The sequence below is a fragment of the Kitasatospora sp. NPDC018058 genome, from assembly GCF_044327205.1.
In the GTDB taxonomy this organism is placed as follows: Bacteria; Actinomycetota; Actinomycetes; order Streptomycetales; family Streptomycetaceae; genus Kitasatospora.
On sequence record NZ_JBIRFA010000012.1, the window covers coordinates 214,354 to 231,469 of the forward strand.

11 protein-coding genes are annotated in these 17,116 nt (G+C 71.3%); 4 read left to right on the plus strand and 7 right to left on the minus strand.

Annotated elements, in window-relative coordinates:
• Nucleotides 1-39 precede the first annotated feature (39 nt).
• From ACH4E7_RS19415 to ACH4E7_RS19430, 4 genes are all read right to left on the minus strand, one after another.
• Nucleotides 40-4,986, minus strand: coding sequence for an NAD-glutamate dehydrogenase (locus tag ACH4E7_RS19415; RefSeq protein ID WP_396250239.1), 4,947 nt, complete (start codon nucleotides 4,984-4,986; stop codon nucleotides 40-42).
• A 285-nt stretch (nucleotides 4,987-5,271) separates the two neighbouring features.
• Nucleotides 5,272-6,897 (minus strand): L-glutamate gamma-semialdehyde dehydrogenase, encoded by a 1,626-nt coding sequence (gene pruA, locus ACH4E7_RS19420; protein ID WP_396250267.1) that lies wholly within the window; start codon nucleotides 6,895-6,897, stop codon nucleotides 5,272-5,274.
• A gap of 177 nt (nucleotides 6,898-7,074) precedes the next feature.
• Nucleotides 7,075-7,731 carry an HAD family hydrolase gene (locus ACH4E7_RS19425; protein ID WP_396250240.1) on the minus strand — a complete coding sequence of 219 codons (657 nt, stop codon included), beginning with the start codon at nucleotides 7,729-7,731 and terminating at the stop codon, nucleotides 7,075-7,077.
• 51 nt (nucleotides 7,732-7,782) lie between these two features.
• Nucleotides 7,783-8,292, minus strand: coding sequence for a DUF6912 family protein (locus ACH4E7_RS19430; RefSeq protein WP_355676369.1), 510 nt, complete (start codon nucleotides 8,290-8,292; stop codon nucleotides 7,783-7,785).
• Nucleotides 8,293-8,892: 600 nt separating this feature from the next.
• On the opposite strand from ACH4E7_RS19430, the gene ACH4E7_RS19435 reads away from it, so the two are divergent.
• Nucleotides 8,893-9,342, plus strand: a complete 450-nt coding sequence (locus ACH4E7_RS19435; RefSeq protein WP_396250241.1) for an Rv3235 family protein — start codon at nucleotides 8,893-8,895, stop codon at nucleotides 9,340-9,342.
• 77 nt (nucleotides 9,343-9,419) lie between these two features.
• Here the strand turns inward: ACH4E7_RS19435 and secA are convergent, their stop codons facing one another.
• Entirely contained in the window at nucleotides 9,420-12,185 is a 2,766-nt protein-coding gene (gene secA, locus ACH4E7_RS19440; protein WP_396250242.1) for a preprotein translocase subunit SecA, read from the minus strand.
• Between the two features lie 242 nt (nucleotides 12,186-12,427).
• Here secA and ACH4E7_RS19445 point away from each other — a divergent pair, with 242 nt between their 5' ends.
• Both ACH4E7_RS19445 and ACH4E7_RS19450 read left to right on the plus strand, forming a co-directional pair.
• On the plus strand, nucleotides 12,428-12,985 hold the full coding sequence (locus ACH4E7_RS19445; RefSeq protein ID WP_396250243.1) for a GNAT family N-acetyltransferase: 558 nt from the start codon (nucleotides 12,428-12,430) through the stop codon (nucleotides 12,983-12,985).
• A gap of 96 nt (nucleotides 12,986-13,081) precedes the next feature.
• Complete coding sequence (locus tag ACH4E7_RS19450) at nucleotides 13,082-14,290, plus strand: winged helix-turn-helix domain-containing protein (protein WP_396250244.1); 1,209 nt, start codon at nucleotides 13,082-13,084, stop codon at nucleotides 14,288-14,290.
• A 19-nt stretch (nucleotides 14,291-14,309) separates the two neighbouring features.
• Here the strand turns inward: ACH4E7_RS19450 and ACH4E7_RS19455 are convergent, their stop codons facing one another.
• Nucleotides 14,310-15,068 (minus strand): response regulator, encoded by a 759-nt coding sequence (locus ACH4E7_RS19455; protein ID WP_396250245.1) that lies wholly within the window; start codon nucleotides 15,066-15,068, stop codon nucleotides 14,310-14,312.
• A 261-nt stretch (nucleotides 15,069-15,329) separates the two neighbouring features.
• Complete coding sequence (gene hpf, locus ACH4E7_RS19460) at nucleotides 15,330-16,025, minus strand: ribosome hibernation-promoting factor, HPF/YfiA family (protein ID WP_355676363.1); 696 nt, start codon at nucleotides 16,023-16,025, stop codon at nucleotides 15,330-15,332.
• 366 nt (nucleotides 16,026-16,391) lie between these two features.
• Here hpf and ACH4E7_RS19465 point away from each other — a divergent pair, with 366 nt between their 5' ends.
• Nucleotides 16,392-17,114 (plus strand): ComF family protein, encoded by a 723-nt coding sequence (locus ACH4E7_RS19465; RefSeq protein ID WP_396250246.1) that lies wholly within the window; start codon nucleotides 16,392-16,394, stop codon nucleotides 17,112-17,114.
• The last annotated feature ends 2 nt before the right edge of the window (nucleotides 17,115-17,116 follow it).

Sequence of the window (17,116 nt, forward strand, 5' to 3'; positions counted from 1 at the left end):
CGCGTCCCGTGGACGCGGGCCCTTCCGTTCGGCCGTCCGTCAGCGCATCGAACCGGTGCGCAGCAGGGTGCGGATGACACGCATCGCGACCGAGAGGCTGGACAGCTCGTAGTTGTCCGAACCCCTTATGTCGTCGAGGGTGCTCTTGGCGCGGTTGAGCAGGGTGGAGTTGAGGTCCGCCCAGGCGTTGTAGCGCTCCTCGGGGGTGGCGCCCTCGGGACCGCAGGCCAGGACGTCGGCGGTCAGCGCCGCGTGCGCCGCGAAGAGGTCCTCGCGGATCGCGGCCCGGGCCATCGACGACCAGCGGTCGGTGCGGGGCAGGTCGATGATGCGGTCGAGCAGGTGCGAGATCTGCAGGCGGTCGCCCAGGTCGTAGTACAGCTCGGCGACGTCGGCGACGTCCTTGCCGGAGCGGTCCGCGACCTCGGTGATGTCCAGGGTCGGGAAGACCGAGGACAGGCCGGCGATCCGGGTGGCCAGCTCCTCCGGCACTCCGGCCGAGGCGAGCTCGTTGTAGATCGACTCGAACCAGACCAGGTCCTCGCCGCGCAGCGGCTTGGGCAGCGAGCCCCAGACCTGGTTGACCCGGTCGTGGAAGAACTCGATGGTGCCGGCGATGTCGAGCGGCTGGCGGCGGTTGTTGAGCATCCACCGGGTGGCGCGCTCGACCAGGCGGCGCGAGTGCAGCCGCATCTTGGTCTGGACCCGGGCCTGGACCTTGTTGTCGAGGCCCTCGATCTCGGCCCAGATCTCCTCCAGGCCGAAGACGGCCCGCGCGGCGGTGTGCGTCCGGGCGATCTCCTCGTAGGTCGCGCCGGTCTCCTCCTTCAGGCGGAAGGCGAAGGTGCAGCCACCGCGGTTGATCGTGTCGTTGACGATCAGCGTGGTGATGATCTCGCGGCGCAGCGCGTGGCTGTCGATCGCGTCGGCGAACTTCGCCCGCAGCGCGCTCGGGAAGTACTCGTGCAGCGAGGCGCGGAAGTACGGGTCGTCGGGCAGGTCGGTGGTCAGCAGCTCGTCAGCCAGGATGATCTTGGTGTAGGCGAGCAGCACGGACATCTCGGGCTGCGAGAGGCCGCGACCGCTCTGCTGGCGCTCGCGGATCTGGCGCTCGGCGGGCAGGAACTCCAGCGCCCGGTCCAGCTGGCCGGCCGCCTCGAACCGGTTGATCATCCGCGCGTGGACGTTGACCATGCTGTGCGCCTGGGAGACGGCGTTGGCCAGCACCACGTTCTGCGCGTAGTTGTTGCGCAGCACCAGGTGGCCGACCTCGTCGGTCATCTCGGCGAGGAGAACGTTGCGCTGCTTGACCGTCATGTCGCCCTCGGCGACGACCTGGTTGAGCAGGATCTTGATGTTGACCTCGTGGTCCGAGGTGTCCACACCGGCCGAGTTGTCGATGGCGTCGGTGTTGATCCAGCCACCGGTGCCCTCGGGGCCGCCGGAGGCCGCGTACTCGATGCGACCGAGCTGGGTGCAGCCGAGGTTGCCGCCCTCGCCGATGACCCGGGCGCGGACCTGCTCGCCGTTGACGCGGATGGCGTCGTTGGCCTTGTCGCCGACCTCGGCGTTGGTCTCGCCGGAGGCCTTGACGTAGGTGCCGATGCCGCCGTTCCAGAACAGGTCGACCGGCGCCTGCAGGATCGCCTTCATCAGGTCGGCCGGGGTCAGGCGGCTCTCCTCGATGCCGAGGGCGGCCCGGACCTGCGCGCTGATCTGGATCGACTTGGCGCTGCGGGGGAAGACCCCGCCGCCGGCCGAGATCAGCGACTTGTCGTAGTCGTCCCAGGAGCTGCGCGGCAGCTCGAACAGACGGCGGCGCTCGGCGTACGAGGCGGCCGCGTCCGGGTTCGGGTCGAGGAAGATGTGGCGGTGGTCGAAGGCGGCGACCAGGCGGATGTGCTCGCTGAGCAGCATGCCGTTGCCGAAGACGTCGCCGGACATGTCGCCGATGCCGATGACGGTGAAGTCCTCGGACTGGGTGTCGACGCCGAGCTCGCGGAAGTTGCGCTTGACCGACTCCCAGGCGCCGCGGGCGGTGATGCCCATGCCCTTGTGGTCGTAGCCGGCCGAGCCGCCGGAGGCGAAGGCGTCGCCGAGCCAGAAGCCGTACGACTCCGCGACGCCGTTGGCGATGTCGGAGAAGGTCGCGGTGCCCTTGTCGGCGGCGACGACCAGGTAGGTGTCGTCCTCGTCGTGGCGGACCACGTCGGCCGGGTGGACGACCTCGCCGGCCACCAGGTTGTCGGTGATGTCCAGCAGCGCCGAGATGAAGGTCTTGTACGACGAGATGCCCTCGGCCAGCCAGGCGTCACGGTCCACCGACGGGTCCGGCAGCTGCTTGGCGACGAAGCCGCCCTTGGCCCCGACCGGGACGATGACGGTGTTCTTGACCATCTGGGCCTTGACCAGGCCGAGGATCTCGGTACGGAAGTCCTCACGCCGGTCGGACCAGCGCAGACCACCGCGGGCGACCTTGCCGAAGCGCAGGTGCACGCCCTCGACCTGCGGCGAGTAGACCCAGATCTCGAACGCCGGGCGCGGGGCCGGCAGGTCCGGGATGGCCTTCGGGTCGAACTTCATCGACACGTAGGAGTGCCACGCGCCGGAGCCGTCGTGCTGGAAGAAGTTGGTCCGCAGGGTCGCCTTGATGAGGTTCAGGAAGGAGCGCAGGATGCGGTCCTCGTCCAGCGAGACGACCTCGTCGAGCGCGCCGGCCAGCTCCTCCAGGATGCCCTCGGTCAGCTCCAGGGCGCCCGAACGGTGGCTCGGGCTCAGCCGGGCCTCGAACAGGTTGACCAGCAGGCGGGTGGTGTGGGTGTTGTTGCGGAGCGCGTCCTCCATGTAGTCCTGGGAGAACGTGGAGCCCGCCTGGCGCAGGTACTTGGCGTACGCGCGCAGCACCACCGCCTGGCGCCAGTTCAGCCCGGCGGTCAGGACCAGCTCGTTGAAGCCGTCGTTCTCGGCCTTGCCGGTCCAGGTGGCCGCGAAGGTCTCCTGGAAGCGCTCGCGGGCCTCGTCGGTGAGCCCGGTGGCCTCGCGCAGCTTCAGTCCGAAGTCGTACACCCACGCGGTGGTGCCGTCGGAGCGGCGCAGCGCGTACGGGTGCTCGTCCAGCACCTCGACCCCCAGGCGCTGCAGCACCGGCAGGACCTCGGTGAGCGAGATCGGGCCGCCGACCCGGTAGATCTTGAAGCGGCGCTCGTCGTCGCCCGCGCCGACCGGCTGGTACAGGTTCAGGCGGAAGTCGCCCTCGCCGTGCAGCGACTCGATCTGCTTGATGTCGGAGACGGCGGTGCGCGGCGGGAAGTCGGCGCGGTAGCCGTCGGGGAAGGCGTTGGCGTACTTGTGGCCGAGCTCGGCGGCCTTCTCCTCGCCCAGCTCGGTGTGCAGCTGGTCGTGGAAGCCGTCCATCCAGAACCGGGCGGCCTCGGCCAGGCGGTTCTCGATCCGCTCGATGTCGGTGTCGGTGAGCTGGGGGAGCTCGGTGCCCGGGGCGACCCGGACCACGAAGTGCAGGCGGGTCAGCACCGACTCGGTGGCGTACACCGTGTAGTCGATGGTGGCGCCGTTCAGCTCCTCCTTGAGGATGTCGGTGAGCAGCAGCCGGATGCGCGTGGTGTAGCGGTCGCGCGGCAGGTAGATGAACGCGGAGAAGTAGCGCCCGTACTCGTCCTGGCGCAGGAAGAGGCGCAGCTTACGGCGCTCCTGCAGGTAGAGCACGCTGGTGGCGATGGAGAGCAGCTCGGCGGCCGAGGTCTGGAAGATCTCGTCGCGCGGGAAGGTCTCCATGATCTGCAGCAGGTCGCGGCCGTCGTGGCTCTCGCTGGAGAAGCCGGAGCCGTCCAGCACCTCCTGGACCTTGCGGCGCACGACCGGGATGCGGGTGACCGACTCGGTGTAGGCGGCGGAGGAGAACAGACCGAGGAAGCGGCGCTCGCCGATCGGCTCGCCGGCGGCGTTGAACTTCTTGACGCCGACGTAGTCCAGGTAGGCCGGGCGGTGCACGGTGGCGCGGCTGTTGGCCTTGGTCAGGACGAGGAGCTTCTTCTCGTGGGCCTTGGCGCGCACCGGCGCGGAGAGGCGGCCGAAGGCCTCGGAGACCGAGTGGTGGCGGTCGTCGTGGCTGCGCGGGTCGGAGCGCAGGATGCCGAGGCCGGTCCCGGCGACGGCCTTGAGGACCTCCTCGTCCTCGTGCTCGACCAGGTCGTACTCGCGGTAGCCGAGGAAGGTGAAGTGGTCGTCGGCGAGCCAGCGCATCAGCTCCCAGGCCTCGCCGACCTCCTGCTCGGCCAGGCCGGCCGGGGGCTCCTCGGCCAGCTCGTCGGCCAGGCGCAGCGCGCTCTCGCGCATCTTGCCCCAGTCCTCGACGACCTCGCGGACGTCGCCGAGCACACGGCGCAGGTTGGTCTCGATGGAGCGCAGGTCGTCGCGGTCGGTCTCGCGGTCGATCTCGATGTGCATCCACGACTCGACGGTCGCGTCGGCGGGCCACTCGGTGCCGGCGGCCTGGCTGCGGGCGCAGGCGTCGACGTCCAGGATCTCCAGCAGCTTGCCGGTGATGTCACGGCGGACGACCAGCTGGGGGTGGATGACGATGTGGATCGCGCGGTCCTGGCGGGACAGCTCGTTGGTGACCGAGTCCACCAGGAAGGGCATGTCGTCGGTGACGACCTCGACCACGGTGTGGCCGCAGGACCAGCCGTTCTCCTCGACCGAGGGGGTGTGGACCCGCACCTCGGCGGTGCCCTGGGGGCGCTTGAGGCCCAGGCGGTAGTGGGAGGCGGCCGCGCCGTACACGTCGACCGGGTCGTGGTCGACCAGGTCCTCGGGCGCGGTGTGCAGGTAGTAGTGGTGCAGGTACGCGGTCAGAGCGCCGTTGCTCAGACCCTCCCCGGGCGCCGCTCCCCCCACCTGGCTGTTCTCAGCGGCTGCGGCTGCCTTCTTGAGCAGTTCGGCCTTGGCTGCGTCCAGCTTGGTCTGCATGACTTCTTGGCTCCTGTCGCGCGCCGTTGCGTGACTCGGTGGTGTGTGGATGTACACCGACGGGTCACCGCAATCCTGCCGCACCATCCGACTGAAAGGGGCTCATGGCACGCATGAAATGCCCTCCCAGCGGGTAGGACGACTCCTTCGTCCTGCAAGCCACCCGACGACGCCAGCCAGCCTAACCGGATCAATCGAAGGTGCACAGGGACAGGGAGGCGCAAACCCGCAGGATGCCGGGTCCGTCCTGGACAGCATGTCCAAACCGGAGCCTCATGTTCACTCTCAGCCCATGTGCGGGTATCCGTGGTGGGTCGGCGGGACGAAGGTCTCCTTGATCGCCCGGGCCGAGGTCCAGCGCAGCAGGTTCTGGGCGGCGCCCGCCTTGTCGTTGGTTCCGGAGGCCCGGGAGCCGCCGAAGGGCTGCTGGCCGACCACGGCGCCGGTGGGTTTGTCGTTGATGTAGAAGTTTCCGGCGGTGAAGCGCAGTTCCTCCACGGCTTGGGCGATGGCGTAACGATCCTGCGCGATCACCGCGCCGGTCAGGCCGTACGGGGCGCCCGCGTCGACCCGGCCGAGCACGTCGTCCCAGCGGGAGTCCTCGTAGACGTGGACCGCCAGGATGGGGCCGAAGTACTCGGTGCGGAAGATCTCGCCCCGGTGGTCGGAGGAGACCAGGACGGTCGGGCGGACGAACCAGCCGATCGCGTCGTCGTACTGGCCGCCGGCCACCAGCTCGACGGTCGGGTCGGCCTTGGCCCGCTCGATCGCGATGCGGTTCTTCTCGAAGGCCCGCTTGTCGATCAGGGCGCCCATGAAGTTGGACAGGTCGGTGACGTCGCCCACCGTGAGGGCGTCCACCTCGGCCAGGAAGTCGTCCTTGATCCTCAGCCACACGCTGCGCGGCAGGTAGGCGCGGGAGAGCGCCGAGCACTTCTGGCCCTGGTACTCGAAGGCGCCGCGGATCAGGGCGGTCTTCAGGATCTCCGGGTCGGCCGAGGGGTGGGCCAGCAGGAAGTCCTTGCCGCCGGTCTCGCCGACGATCCTCGGGTAGGTGCGGTAGCCGCCGATGCCCGCGCCGACGGCCTGCCACAGCGACTGGAAGGTCGCGGTGGAGCCGGTGAAGTGCAGCCCGGCGAGCGCCGGGTCGGTGAGGGCCACCGGGGAGACCTGCAGGCCGTCTCCGGTGACCAGGTTGATCACCCCGGGCGGCAGGCCGGCCGCCTCCAGCAGCCGCATCAGGTAGTGGGCGGCCAGCGTCTGGGTCGGCGCGGGCTTCCAGACCACGGTGTTGCCCATCAGCGCGGGGGCGGTGGGCAGGTTCCCGGCGATCGCGGTGAAGTTGAACGGGGTGATCGCGTAGACGAAACCCTCCAGCGGGCGGTGGTCGACCCGGTTCCACACCCCCGGGGAGGAGACCGGCTGGTCGGCCAGGACCTGCCGGGCGAAGTGGACGTTGAACCGCCAGAAGTCGATCAGCTCGCAGGCGGAGTCGATCTCGGCCTGCTGCACCGTCTTGGACTGGCCGAGCATGGTGGCCGCGTTGAGCGTCTCCCGCCAGGGCCCGGACAGCAGGTCGGCGGCGCGCAGGAAGACCGCCGCCCGGTCGTCGAAGGACAGCGAGCGCCACTGCCGCCCGGCCGCCAGCGCCGCGTCCACCGCCGCCCGGGCGTCCTCCCGGGTGGCGTTGCCGAGCACGCCCAGCTTGGCGGCGTGGTAGTGCGGCTGGACGACGTCGATCCGCTCACCGCCCCCGAAGCGCTGCTCGCCGCCGATGGTCATCGGCAGCGGGATCTGCTCGGCCGCCAGCTCGTCCAGCCGCCGGACCAGCCGCTCCCGCTCCGGGCTGCCGGGCGCGTACGCCTGAACCGGCTCGTTGACCGGGTTCGGCACCTCGGTGACTGCGTCGATGGGCATGGCGGCTCCGTCCTGCCGGCGGCTGGGGATCAGGGCCGGTCTCCTGGATCACGTCGCGGGCGCGGCGAGGATCCAGGAGACGGGCTCGGCTCCAGCCTGACCAGCGGGGACGGGTTCCGCCTGTTCGGACACGCGGACGGCGGACGTGGCGCACGCCACTGTCCGGGCGGCTCAGCCCGCCATCCGGCCCGCCAGCTCGACCGCCTCGGCCAGGCTGTCCACCACCGGGACACCGACCGGCTCCAGCTTCTCCCGGGTGTGCGAGCCGCCGGTGTAGAGCACCGCGTGGGCACCCGCGTTCAGTGCCGCCAGGGCGTCGTCCGCGGCGTCGCCGATCAGGACCGTACGGGCGGGGTCCACCTGCTCCCCGAGCGCGGCCAGGTGCCTCGTGAGTTGCTCCGCCTTCTGGCCGCCGGACGGGCCGCTGCGGCCGTCCACCCGCAGGAAGCGGCCGGTCAGGCCGAAGGAGTCGACCAGCGGGACCAGCTTGTCGTGCATGTACATCGACAGCAGGGACTGGCTGTGCCCGGCGCTCTGCCAGTCCTCCAGCAGCTCCAGCACGCCGTCGGTCAGGCCGCAGGCCGGGCTGAGCTCGCGGTAGCGGTCCTGGAAGGCGTCGTCCAGCTTCAGCCACTCCTCCTGGGAGGGCATCCGACCGAGCAGCCGCTCGTAGAAGTTGGGGATCGGGATCTCGTACTGCTCGCGGTACTGCTGCATGGTCATCGGCCCGACGCCGATGGTCGCGAAGGCGGCGTTGCTCGCGCCGAGCACCGCGTCCATGTCGTGGAAGAGGGTGCCGTTCCAGTCCCAAACGATGTGAGTGCGCACGGGCGCAAACGGTAACCCGGACGGACGACGCACCGGTAGGACCGGGGTCACTCAGGCCAGCAGCGAGGGGATCTCCTGGGTCGCGTACCAGAGCAGGTCGTGGTCCTCGGCGCCGTCCACGGTGAACTGGGAGTCCTGGTCGCCCGCGTCGGCCGCGGCCACCGCCGCCACCGCCGCCGTGACGTCCGCGACCACCTCGTCGTCGGCCACGTCCGCGTGCACCGAGGCGGCCTTGGCCAGCTTCACCGGGCCGGCCAGCACCACCCGGCCCAGCGAGGCCTGGTCCTGGTACTCGTCACCGGGGAAGGGCTTCACGGCGGAGTCGGCGACGTCCAGCGCCACCACGACCCGGCGGCGCGGGGCGTCCGGGTCGTCGGCCAGCAGCCGCAGCGAGGACTGGGCGGCCCGGTTCAGCGCCGCGTACTCCAGCTCCTCCAGGTCGTCGCTGACGTACCACTCGCGCAGCGCGGGGGTCACGGCGTACGCCGCGGACTGCTCCAGGGCGCCGCCCTCGTGCGCCGCCGCCAGGCCGGTCAGGGTGGTGGGCACGTACACGCGCATCGGTGGCACTCTCCGGTTCGTCCAGCGGGGTTCGTCCAGCGGCACAGATTCTGCAGCGCCCCAAGAATAAGCTCCGCCGGGCCCGCCGTGATCACCCTCCACCCCGATCGGCGCGCGGCCCGCAGGGCCTCCCGGCCGGTCCACGGCCGCTCTCCGGCACCTCGCCCCGGCGGGCCGGGTCCATCGTGTCCGGGCCCGTCACCGCCGGATCGGCCGGGGCGCCGCGACCGTGGCGGTGGAGGCCCCCGCCGCCCGCGGCGTGATTCCGGCCGTCGTCGTCCCGGCCGCCCGTCGTCGTCGGGAACGGGTCGAGGCTCCGACGGTGCGCGCGGACGGCCGTACGACGCATCGGCAGACCCGGGCGGGGCCACCCGGTCCGCCGTACCGGGGCGTCCCCTTTCGGACCGTACGGCCCGCCCCCGGGCGTCAACCGGGGCATCGGCGGACGGCCCGCCGGGCCCGTCGCCGCATTGGTCGATTCCCCCGGATAGGTGAACTCCGCGCCAGGCCCCGGGCGGCCCGAAAACACGTTGCCGCCCCGCGCGCGGCGCCGCCAGCCTGGACCCGTCCGTACCCGCACCACCCGCACCGGGAGCCACCGTGACCGCCCACCTCACCGCCCGCCCGCACCGCTGCGTCCGCGCCTCCGGCGGCTGCGACCCGGCCGGACGCCGGCCGCGCCGACCGCGCGCCGCCTGCACCGGCACCGTCGTCCCCCACGAGCACGACCCCCGGGCGCTCGCCGCCCGCTTCGCCCACCAGCTGGTCGAGGTGCTCACCGGCGCCCGGCCCTCCGGCCAGCTGATGCGGCACACCAGCCTGGACGGCTACGGGCAGCTCGCCTCGCTGGTCAGGGCCGGTGCGCTGCGCCGCGGCGGCCCCGCCGGCCGGCCCCGGCTCGGCCCGGTGCACGACCGATCGCCCTCACCCGACGCGGTCGAGGCCTGCGTCCGGGTCGATCTCGGCCGGCGGCACCACATGGTGGCCTTCCGGCTGGAGCAGCGCGGCCCGGCCGGGCAGTGGCAGTGCACCGCCGTGGAGGCCCGATGACCCCCCGGCGGCACGGGACGGCACAGGGCGCCGCCCCCGTGCGGGTGCGGCGCCCTGTGCGGCGTCCTACGTCGGGCTCAGCCCTTGCGGCGACGGCCCTTGGCGGCGGACTTGGCGGCCTTGCGGCGCTCGGCGCGGGTCAGCCCGTCGCCCTCGTCCTCCGGCGCCAGGTCCTCGAAGTCGCCCTCGATGACACCGCCGCCGACCTCGTCCGAGGGGGCCGTGTAGTGCAGCCGCTGGGGCTTCGGGGCCTCCAGGCCCTTGGCCTTGATCTCCGGGCGGGCGGCGTCCTTCTCCAGCTTGTCGAGCACCACCTGGGCGTCCTCGACCGGGACCTCCTCGACCTGCTGCTCGACCTGGACCTCCAGGTTGAACAGGTAGCCGACGGACTCCTCCTTGATGCCCTCCATCATCGCGGTGAACATGTCGAAGCCCTCGCGCTGGTACTCGACCAGCGGGTCGCGCTGCGCCATGGCCCGCAGGCCGATGCCCTCCTGGAGGTAGTCCATCTCGTAGAGGTGCTCGCGCCAGCGGCGGTCCAGCACCGACAGGACGACCCGGCGCTCCAGCTCGCGCATGATCTCCTCACCGAGCTGGTCCTCGCGGGCGCCGTACTGGGCCTGGATGTCCTCCTGGATGACCTTGGCCAGGAACTCGGAGGTCAGCCCGCCGCTGCCGCCGGCCTCCTCCTCCAGCTCCTCCAGGTCCAGGGTGATCGGGTAGAGCTGCTTGAGGGCGGACCAGAGCTTGTCCAGGTCCCAGTCGTCCTCGAAGCCCTCGCCGGTGGCCGCCTTGACGTAGGCCTCGACGGTGTCGTCCATGAAGTGGCCGACCTGCTCCTGCAGGTCCTCGCCCTCCAGCACGCGGCGGCGCTCGCCGTAGATGACCTCGCGCTGGCGGTTGAGCACCTCGTCGTACTTGAGGACGTTCTTGCGGATCTCGAAGTTCTGCTGCTCGACCTGGGTCTGCGCGGAGGCGATCGCGCGGGTGACCATCTTGGACTCGATCGGCACGTCCTCGGGAACGTTGGCCATCGAGAGCACGCGCTCGACCATGCCGGCCTTGAACAGGCGCATCAGGTCGTCGCCCAGCGACAGGTAGAAGCGGGACTCGCCCGGGTCGCCCTGACGGCCGGAGCGGCCGCGCAGCTGGTTGTCGATCCGGCGGGACTCGTGCCGCTCGGTGCCGAGGACGTAGAGGCCGCCGGCCTCCTTGACCTCCTCCTGCTCGGCCTTGACCGAGGCCTTGGCCTTCTCCAGCGCGGCCGGGAACTCGGCCTCGTACTGCTCCGGGTTGTCCCCCGCGGAGAGCCCGCGCTGGGCCAGCTCGGCCGCCGCGAGGTGGTCCGGGTTGCCGCCGAGCATGATGTCGGTGCCACGGCCGGCCATGTTGGTGGCGACGGTGACGGCGCCCTTGCGGCCGGCCTGCGCGACGATCTGCGCCTCGCGCTCGTGGTGCTTGGCGTTCAGCACCTCGTGCGGGATGCCGCGCTTGCGCAGCTCCTGCGACAGGTACTCGGACTTCTCGACCGACACGGTGCCGACCAGCACCGGCTGGCCCTTCTCGTGCTTCTCGGCGATGTCCTCGACCACGGCGGCGAACTTGGCCGGCTCCGACTTGTAGATCAGGTCGGGCTGGTCAATGCGCAGCGGCGTCTTGTTGGTCGGGATCGGCACCACGCCGAGCTTGTAGATCTGGTGGAACTCGGCCGCCTCGGTGGTGCCGGTACCGGTCATGCCGGACAGCTTGTCGTACAGGCGGAAGAAGTTCTGCAGGGTGATGGTGGCCAGGGTCTGGTTCTCGTTCTGGACCTCCACCCCTTCCTTGGCCTCGATCGCCTGGTGCATGCCCTCGTTGTAGCGGCGGCCGGCCAGGATACGGCCGGTGTGCTCGTCGACGATCATGACTTCGCCGTTCATGACGACGTAGTCCTTGTCCTTCTTGTACAGCTCCTTCGCCTTGATGGCGTTGTTCAGGAAGCCGACGAGCGGGGTGTTCACCGACTCGTAGAGGTTGTCGATGCCGAGGTAGTCCTCGACCCGGGTGACGCCCTCCTCCAGGACGCCGACGGTGCGCTTCTTCTCGTCGACCTCGTAGTCGCGGTCGATCTTCAGACGCAGCACCAGCTTGGCGAAGTCGGCGTACCACTTGGTCGCCTGGTCGGCCGGGCCGGAGATGATCAGCGGGGTACGGGCCTCGTCGATGAGGATCGAGTCGACCTCGTCGACGACCGCGAAGTTGTGGCCGCGCTGGACGAGTTCGTCCTTCGACCAGGCCATGTTGTCACGCAGGTAGTCGAAGCCGAACTCGTTGTTCGTGCCGTACGTGATGTCCATCGCGTACTGGCGCTTGCGCTCGACGGGCGTCATGTTGGCCAGGATCACGCCGACTTCGAGGCCGAGGAAGCGGTGCACCCGGCCCATCCACTCCGAGTCGCGCTCGGCGAGGTAGTCGTTGACGGTGATCAGGTGAACGCCCTTGCCGGTCAGTGCGTTCAGGTACGCGGGCAGGGTGCCGACGAGGGTCTTGCCCTCACCGGTGCGCATCTCCGCGACGTAGCCGTAGTGCAGGGCCGCGCCGCCCATGAGCTGGACGTCGTAGTGCCGCTGGCCGAGCACGCGCTTGGCGGCCTCGCGGACGGTGGCGAACGCCTCGGGGAGGATGTCGTCCAGCGACTCGCCGTCGACGAGCCGCTGCTTGTACTCGTCGGTCAGCGCGCGCAGCTCGGCGTCGGTGAGGTTGACGAAGTCCTCTTCGATGGAGTTGACCTGGGCAGCAATCCGCTGCAGCTTGCGAAGGATCTTGCCCTCGCCGGCGCGCAGGATCTTGTCGAAGACGGACACTTGAGCGGGCTCCTTGCCTGTATTGGCACTGGACGACTGCACGGCGGGTCCACCCCACCGCACGGGCCATCGTATGCGAGGAGTCCAATGCGCCGGGAGGTGCGTCAGCACGGTATTCCCGTGTCACCCGCCCGAGCACATGGCCCGATAGCACCGTCCACCATGACAAATCGGTCGGCGGGCCCGGGAGTTGGCCGCGATATCGGATGCCCGCATTCCTCATTCGGCGAAATAATCCGCCCATGGAAGAACCGCGAAGCGAACTCGTCACCCTCACCACCGACCGCCTGGTCCTGCGGGCCCCCCGGGAATCGGACATCGACGCGATCTTCGAGGCCTGCCAGGACGACGAGATCCAACGCTGGACGGTCGTGCCGATCCCCTACCGGCGCGCGGACGCGGAGTTCTTCGTACGCACCCTGGCCCCCGAGGGGCTGGGCAAAGGCAGCGAGTTCATCTGGTGCGTGGTCGAACGCGACACCGGGCGGCTGGTCGGCGCCCAGGCGGTCACCCGCTTTGCCGCCGACCCGGACTCCGCCTCGGTCGGTTGGTGGACGGTGAAGGAGCAGCGCAGCCACGGCTACACCGTCGAGGCGGCCCGCGCGGTCGCCCGCTGGGCGCTCACCGAGCTCGGCCTGCGCCGCCTCCAGTGGCTCGCCTACGTCGGCAACGACGGCTCGCGCGCGGTCGCCGAGCGGGTCGGCTACCGCTACGAGGGCACCCTGCGCTCCTACGCCGACCAGCGCGGCGTCTTCCGCGACTCCTGGGTCGCCTCGCTGCTCCCGTCCGACCTGGACTGAGGTCCGACCTGGGCTGAGCGCCGACCTGACCGAGCACCGAATCGAGCGGACACCGGCCCGGGCCCGCTGTCAGTGCCCCGGGCTACGCTCGCCGGCATGACCGCCGCAGCCGCCGACCGCACCCCCGTCACCGTCCTGGGCGCCGACGACGCCCGCCGGATCGCCCTGCGCGCCCAGGGCCTGCTGGGCGCGCCGGACCGCCGGGCCGGAGTGCGCGGGGTGCTGCGGCACCTGGGCGCCGTCCAGTTGGACACCATCTCGGTGCTGGCCCGCTCGCACGAGCTGGTGCCGTGCGCCCGGCTCGGCGCGGTCGGCCGTCCGGCGGTCGAGGCGGCGTACTGGGGCGCCGGCACGAGCTTCGAGTACTGGTCGCACGCGGCCTGCATCCTGCCGGTCGAGGAGTGGCCGCTGTTCGCCTTCCGGCGCCGCCGCTACCGCGACCGCGGCCACCTCTGGGGGCACCAGGTCCCGCCCGAGACGTACCGGGCGGTGCTGGACAAGCTGCGCGCCGAGGGGCCGTTGACCTCCACCGAGCTCGGCGGGGCGAAGAGGACCGCCGAGTGGTGGGACTGGTCCGACACGAAGATCGCGGTCGAACGGGCACTGGCCTTCGGGGACGTGGTCTGCGCCGAGCGCCGGAGCTGGAAGCGGGTGTACGCGCTGGCCGAACAGGCCATCCCCGACGCACTGTTCGGCCAGGACCGGTCCGACCGGGAGTGCGTGCGCACCCTGGTCGCCCAGGCCGGCGTCGCGCTCGGCGTGGCCACCCGGGCCGACCTGCTGGACTACCACCGGCTGCGCGCCGAGGAGTTGGACCCGGTGCTCGCGGACAGCGGGCTGGTCCCGGTCGAGGTGGCCGGCTGGGGCCCGGACGGCGGCCGGGCCGACGCCTGGGCCGACCCGGCCGCGCTGGCCGCCGCCCCGCGGGGGCGCCACCGCACCACCCTGCTCTCGCCGTTCGACTCGCTGATCTGGGACCGCGCCCGCACCGAGCGGATCTTCGGCATGACGCACCGCCTGGAGGCCTACACGCCCAAGCACAAGCGGGTGCACGGCTACTTCGCGATGCCGCTGCTGACCGGCGGTCAGCTGGTCGGCCGGGTCGACCCGGCCCGGGAGGGGCGCACCCTGGTCGCCCGACAGGTCTCGCTGACCGGCGACCGAGGATCCGGCGCCCGGCACGTCGAGGCGCTGGCCACCGCCCTGCGCGAGGCCGCCGCCTGGGTCGGCTGCGACACCGTGCGGGTCGGGGCGCTGCACGACGAACGGCTGCGCCCTGCCCTGGAGAAGCTGCTCGCCGACTGAACGGGCCGAGCGAACCGGCTCACCCTATTTCGAGGATCTTCTCCCGCATCGCGTACACCACCGCCTCCATCCTGGAGTGCAGTTGGAGTTTCTCCAGGATGTTGCGCACGTGGTTCTTCACGGTGTTCTCGCTGATGAACAGCTCCTTGGCGATCTCCCGGTTGTTCATCCCGGTCGCCACCAGCTTGAGCACCTCCAACTCCCGGTCGGTGAGCCGGGGCGCGGGCACCAGGTCCCGGTCCTCGGAGCGGCGCTGGATCATCGACTTGAACTCGGTGAGCAGCTTGGAGGCCATCGACGGGCTGATCTGCGACTGCCCGTCGGCGACCGCGCGGATCGCGGTGGCGACCTCGTCGGTGGAGATCTCCTTCAGCAGGTAGCCGGTGGCCCCCGCCTTGATCGCCTCGTAGAGGTCGGCCTCCTCGTCGCTTATCGTCAGCATGATGATCTTGGTGCTGGGCGCCACGTCCTTGATCGCCGTGCAGGCCTCGATCCCGCTGCGACGCGGCATCCGGACGTCCATGAGGATGATGTCGGGCAGCAGGTCGGCGGCCTTCAGCACCGCCTCGGCGCCGTCCCCGGCCTCGCCGACGACCTTGATGTCCGGCTCCTCGGCGAGCACGATCTCCAGCCCCCGGCGGAACAACGCGTGGTCGTCCACCACCAGCACGCGGATCGGCTCACCCCGGCGTGGCGCGTACGCGGGCTCCTCCTCCGGCCCCGGCGACAATCCGGCGACAGGCCCCCCAGCGGGCCCCAGCCCGAAGTGATCCCCCATCCGCTCCTCCCCCTTCGCGGGTCGTCGTCAGCCAATCATTCCACGCCCCGGCACCGCCACGGTGACCCTCCGGCGCCGATGCCCCCGCATCGGGTGACCTCCTCGACCCCAGTGCGCCCGAGCACCGTTCGAACCCGTCCCGTCGCGACGCCCGTCCCGCCCCGCGCCCCGTCCCCTCACTGAGGCCCGTCCCGCCGCCGAACGCCGGTGACCCCGGCGGCCACTGCCGCCGGGGTCACCACTCCATCACTGCCGGGACGGTCAGTCCTCGTCGTCGGACCGACCGATCGCACCGCCCGCGCCGCTGGCCACGCCGGCCGCCATGTCGGGCTGCACGTGGATGACACCGTAGTGGTAGCCGTGTCGGCGGTACACGACGCTCGGCAGGCCGCTGTCCTTCTCCACGAAGAGGTAGAAGTCGTGGCCGACCAGCTCCATCTCGTAGAGCGCCTGGTCCAGCGCCATGGGGGCGGCCGAGTGCGTCTTCTCCCGGACCACCAGCGGGCCTTCGCCCTCCACTTCCAGGGATCCCATCATGGTCTTGCGGACGGCTCCGTTGGTCTCGCCCTCCGTCGCCGTCGTCGACGGCAGCGCGGCCAGGGCCGCGGTCGCCTCGGCGACGCTGATGGGGGTGCGGCCGTTCGCGCCGCCCTTGTGCACCCGACGCCGGTCCGCGGACTTGCGCAGCTGCGCGTCGAGCTTCGCCGAGGCCAGGTCGAGCGCCGCGTACGGGTCGGCGGCGGCGGCTTCGGCCCGGATCACCGGGCCCCGGGTACGGAGAGTGATCTCCACGCGGTCCGACCGGTCGGCCTGCCGCGGGTTGTGCTCCTTGGACACCTCGACGTCGAGGCTGATCACCTTGCCGTCGAACTTCTGGACCTTCTCCAGCTTCTCGGCCACGTGCTCGCGGAACCTCTTGGGCACCTCGGTCTTGCGGCCCTTGACGACGATGTCCACGCAGAACTCCGATCCCTCGTGCTGACGCCGATCCGGGTGCTACCGGACCGGACTGAGCTCCAGCTGGACCAGCCCATCCACTGCTGGCCCCCCGCCCCCGCCAGCGGCGGGAACGACTGGCCCTCATCTCACTTCCTCCCCATCAGGGACGGTTGAAACCCCCTGGAGCCTTATCGAACACCTCACACGGGGTTTTCGCCTCCCCAGGCGAGAACCCGGGTATGACCCGATACTGCGGGCGGGCGGCCAAACTGTTTCACCCTGTCTACCCTCCTGCGAGTGAAATAGGGGTAAATACCTGGACAACGCCCCCCATACGGCGCATCCTTTGCTGACTCTCCGTGCCTGCCGCCGCCAGGAGCAGCCGTGCCGCCGTCCCCCTCGCCCACCCCTCCGCCGTCCGTCCGGGCACCCTTCGCCCACGCACTGGCCGGGCTGCTGGACGTCCTGCTCCCCGCCGACTGCGCGGGCTGCGGCAGCGAGCGCACCCAGCTCTGCCCGGCCTGCAGGCACGCGCTGGCCACCGCCCGCCCCGGCCCCACCCTGCTGCCCTGGGCGCACGCCGCCGCCCCGTACACCGACCCGGTCCGGCAGCTGCTGCTCGCGCACAAGGAGCGCGGGGTGCTGCGGCTGGCCGGGCCGCTCGGGGAGGCGCTCGGACGGGCGGTGCGCTCCGTGCTGGGGGCCCGGGCGGAGTCCGCGCCGCTGCTGCTGGTCCCGATGCCCTCGGCCCGCACGGCGGTCCGCGCCCGCGGCCACGACCCGACGCTGCGGCTGGCCGGGGCCGCCGCGCGCTCGCTGCGCCGGGCAGGCCTGGACGCCCGGGCCGCGCCGTTGCTGCGGCACGCCCGTCCGGTCGCCGACCAGACCGGGCTGAACGCGGCCGAGCGGCGGCGCAATCTGCACGGGGCGCTCACCGTGCTGCCGCGCGCCCGGCGCGACCTGGCCGGCCGTCAGCCGGTGCTGGTGGACGACCTGGTGACCACCGGGGCGAGCCTGTCCGAGGCCGCCCGGGCACTGGCCGACGCCGGGCTGCCGGCCCGGGTGGCCGCCACGGTGGCGGCCACCGCGGTTCAGCCGGCCGGCTGAAC

What these genes read in the sequence shown, in the direction of transcription:
- ACH4E7_RS19450 (WP_396250244.1), top strand. Translation starts at nt 13,082, where the DNA reads ATGACCGCCGCAGCCGCCGACCGCACCCCCGTCACCGTCCTGGGCGCC.
- ACH4E7_RS19445 (WP_396250243.1), top strand. Translation starts at nt 12,428, where the DNA reads ATGGAAGAACCGCGAAGCGAACTCGTCACCCTCACCACCGACCGCCTG.
- ACH4E7_RS19430 (WP_355676369.1), bottom strand. Translation starts at nt 8,292, where the DNA reads ATGCGCGTGTACGTGCCCACCACCCTGACCGGCCTGGCGGCGGCGCAC.
- ACH4E7_RS19415 (WP_396250239.1), bottom strand. Translation starts at nt 4,986, where the DNA reads ATGCAGACCAAGCTGGACGCAGCCAAGGCCGAACTGCTCAAGAAGGCA.
- ACH4E7_RS19455 (WP_396250245.1), bottom strand. Translation starts at nt 15,068, where the DNA reads ATGGGGGATCACTTCGGGCTGGGGCCCGCTGGGGGGCCTGTCGCCGGA.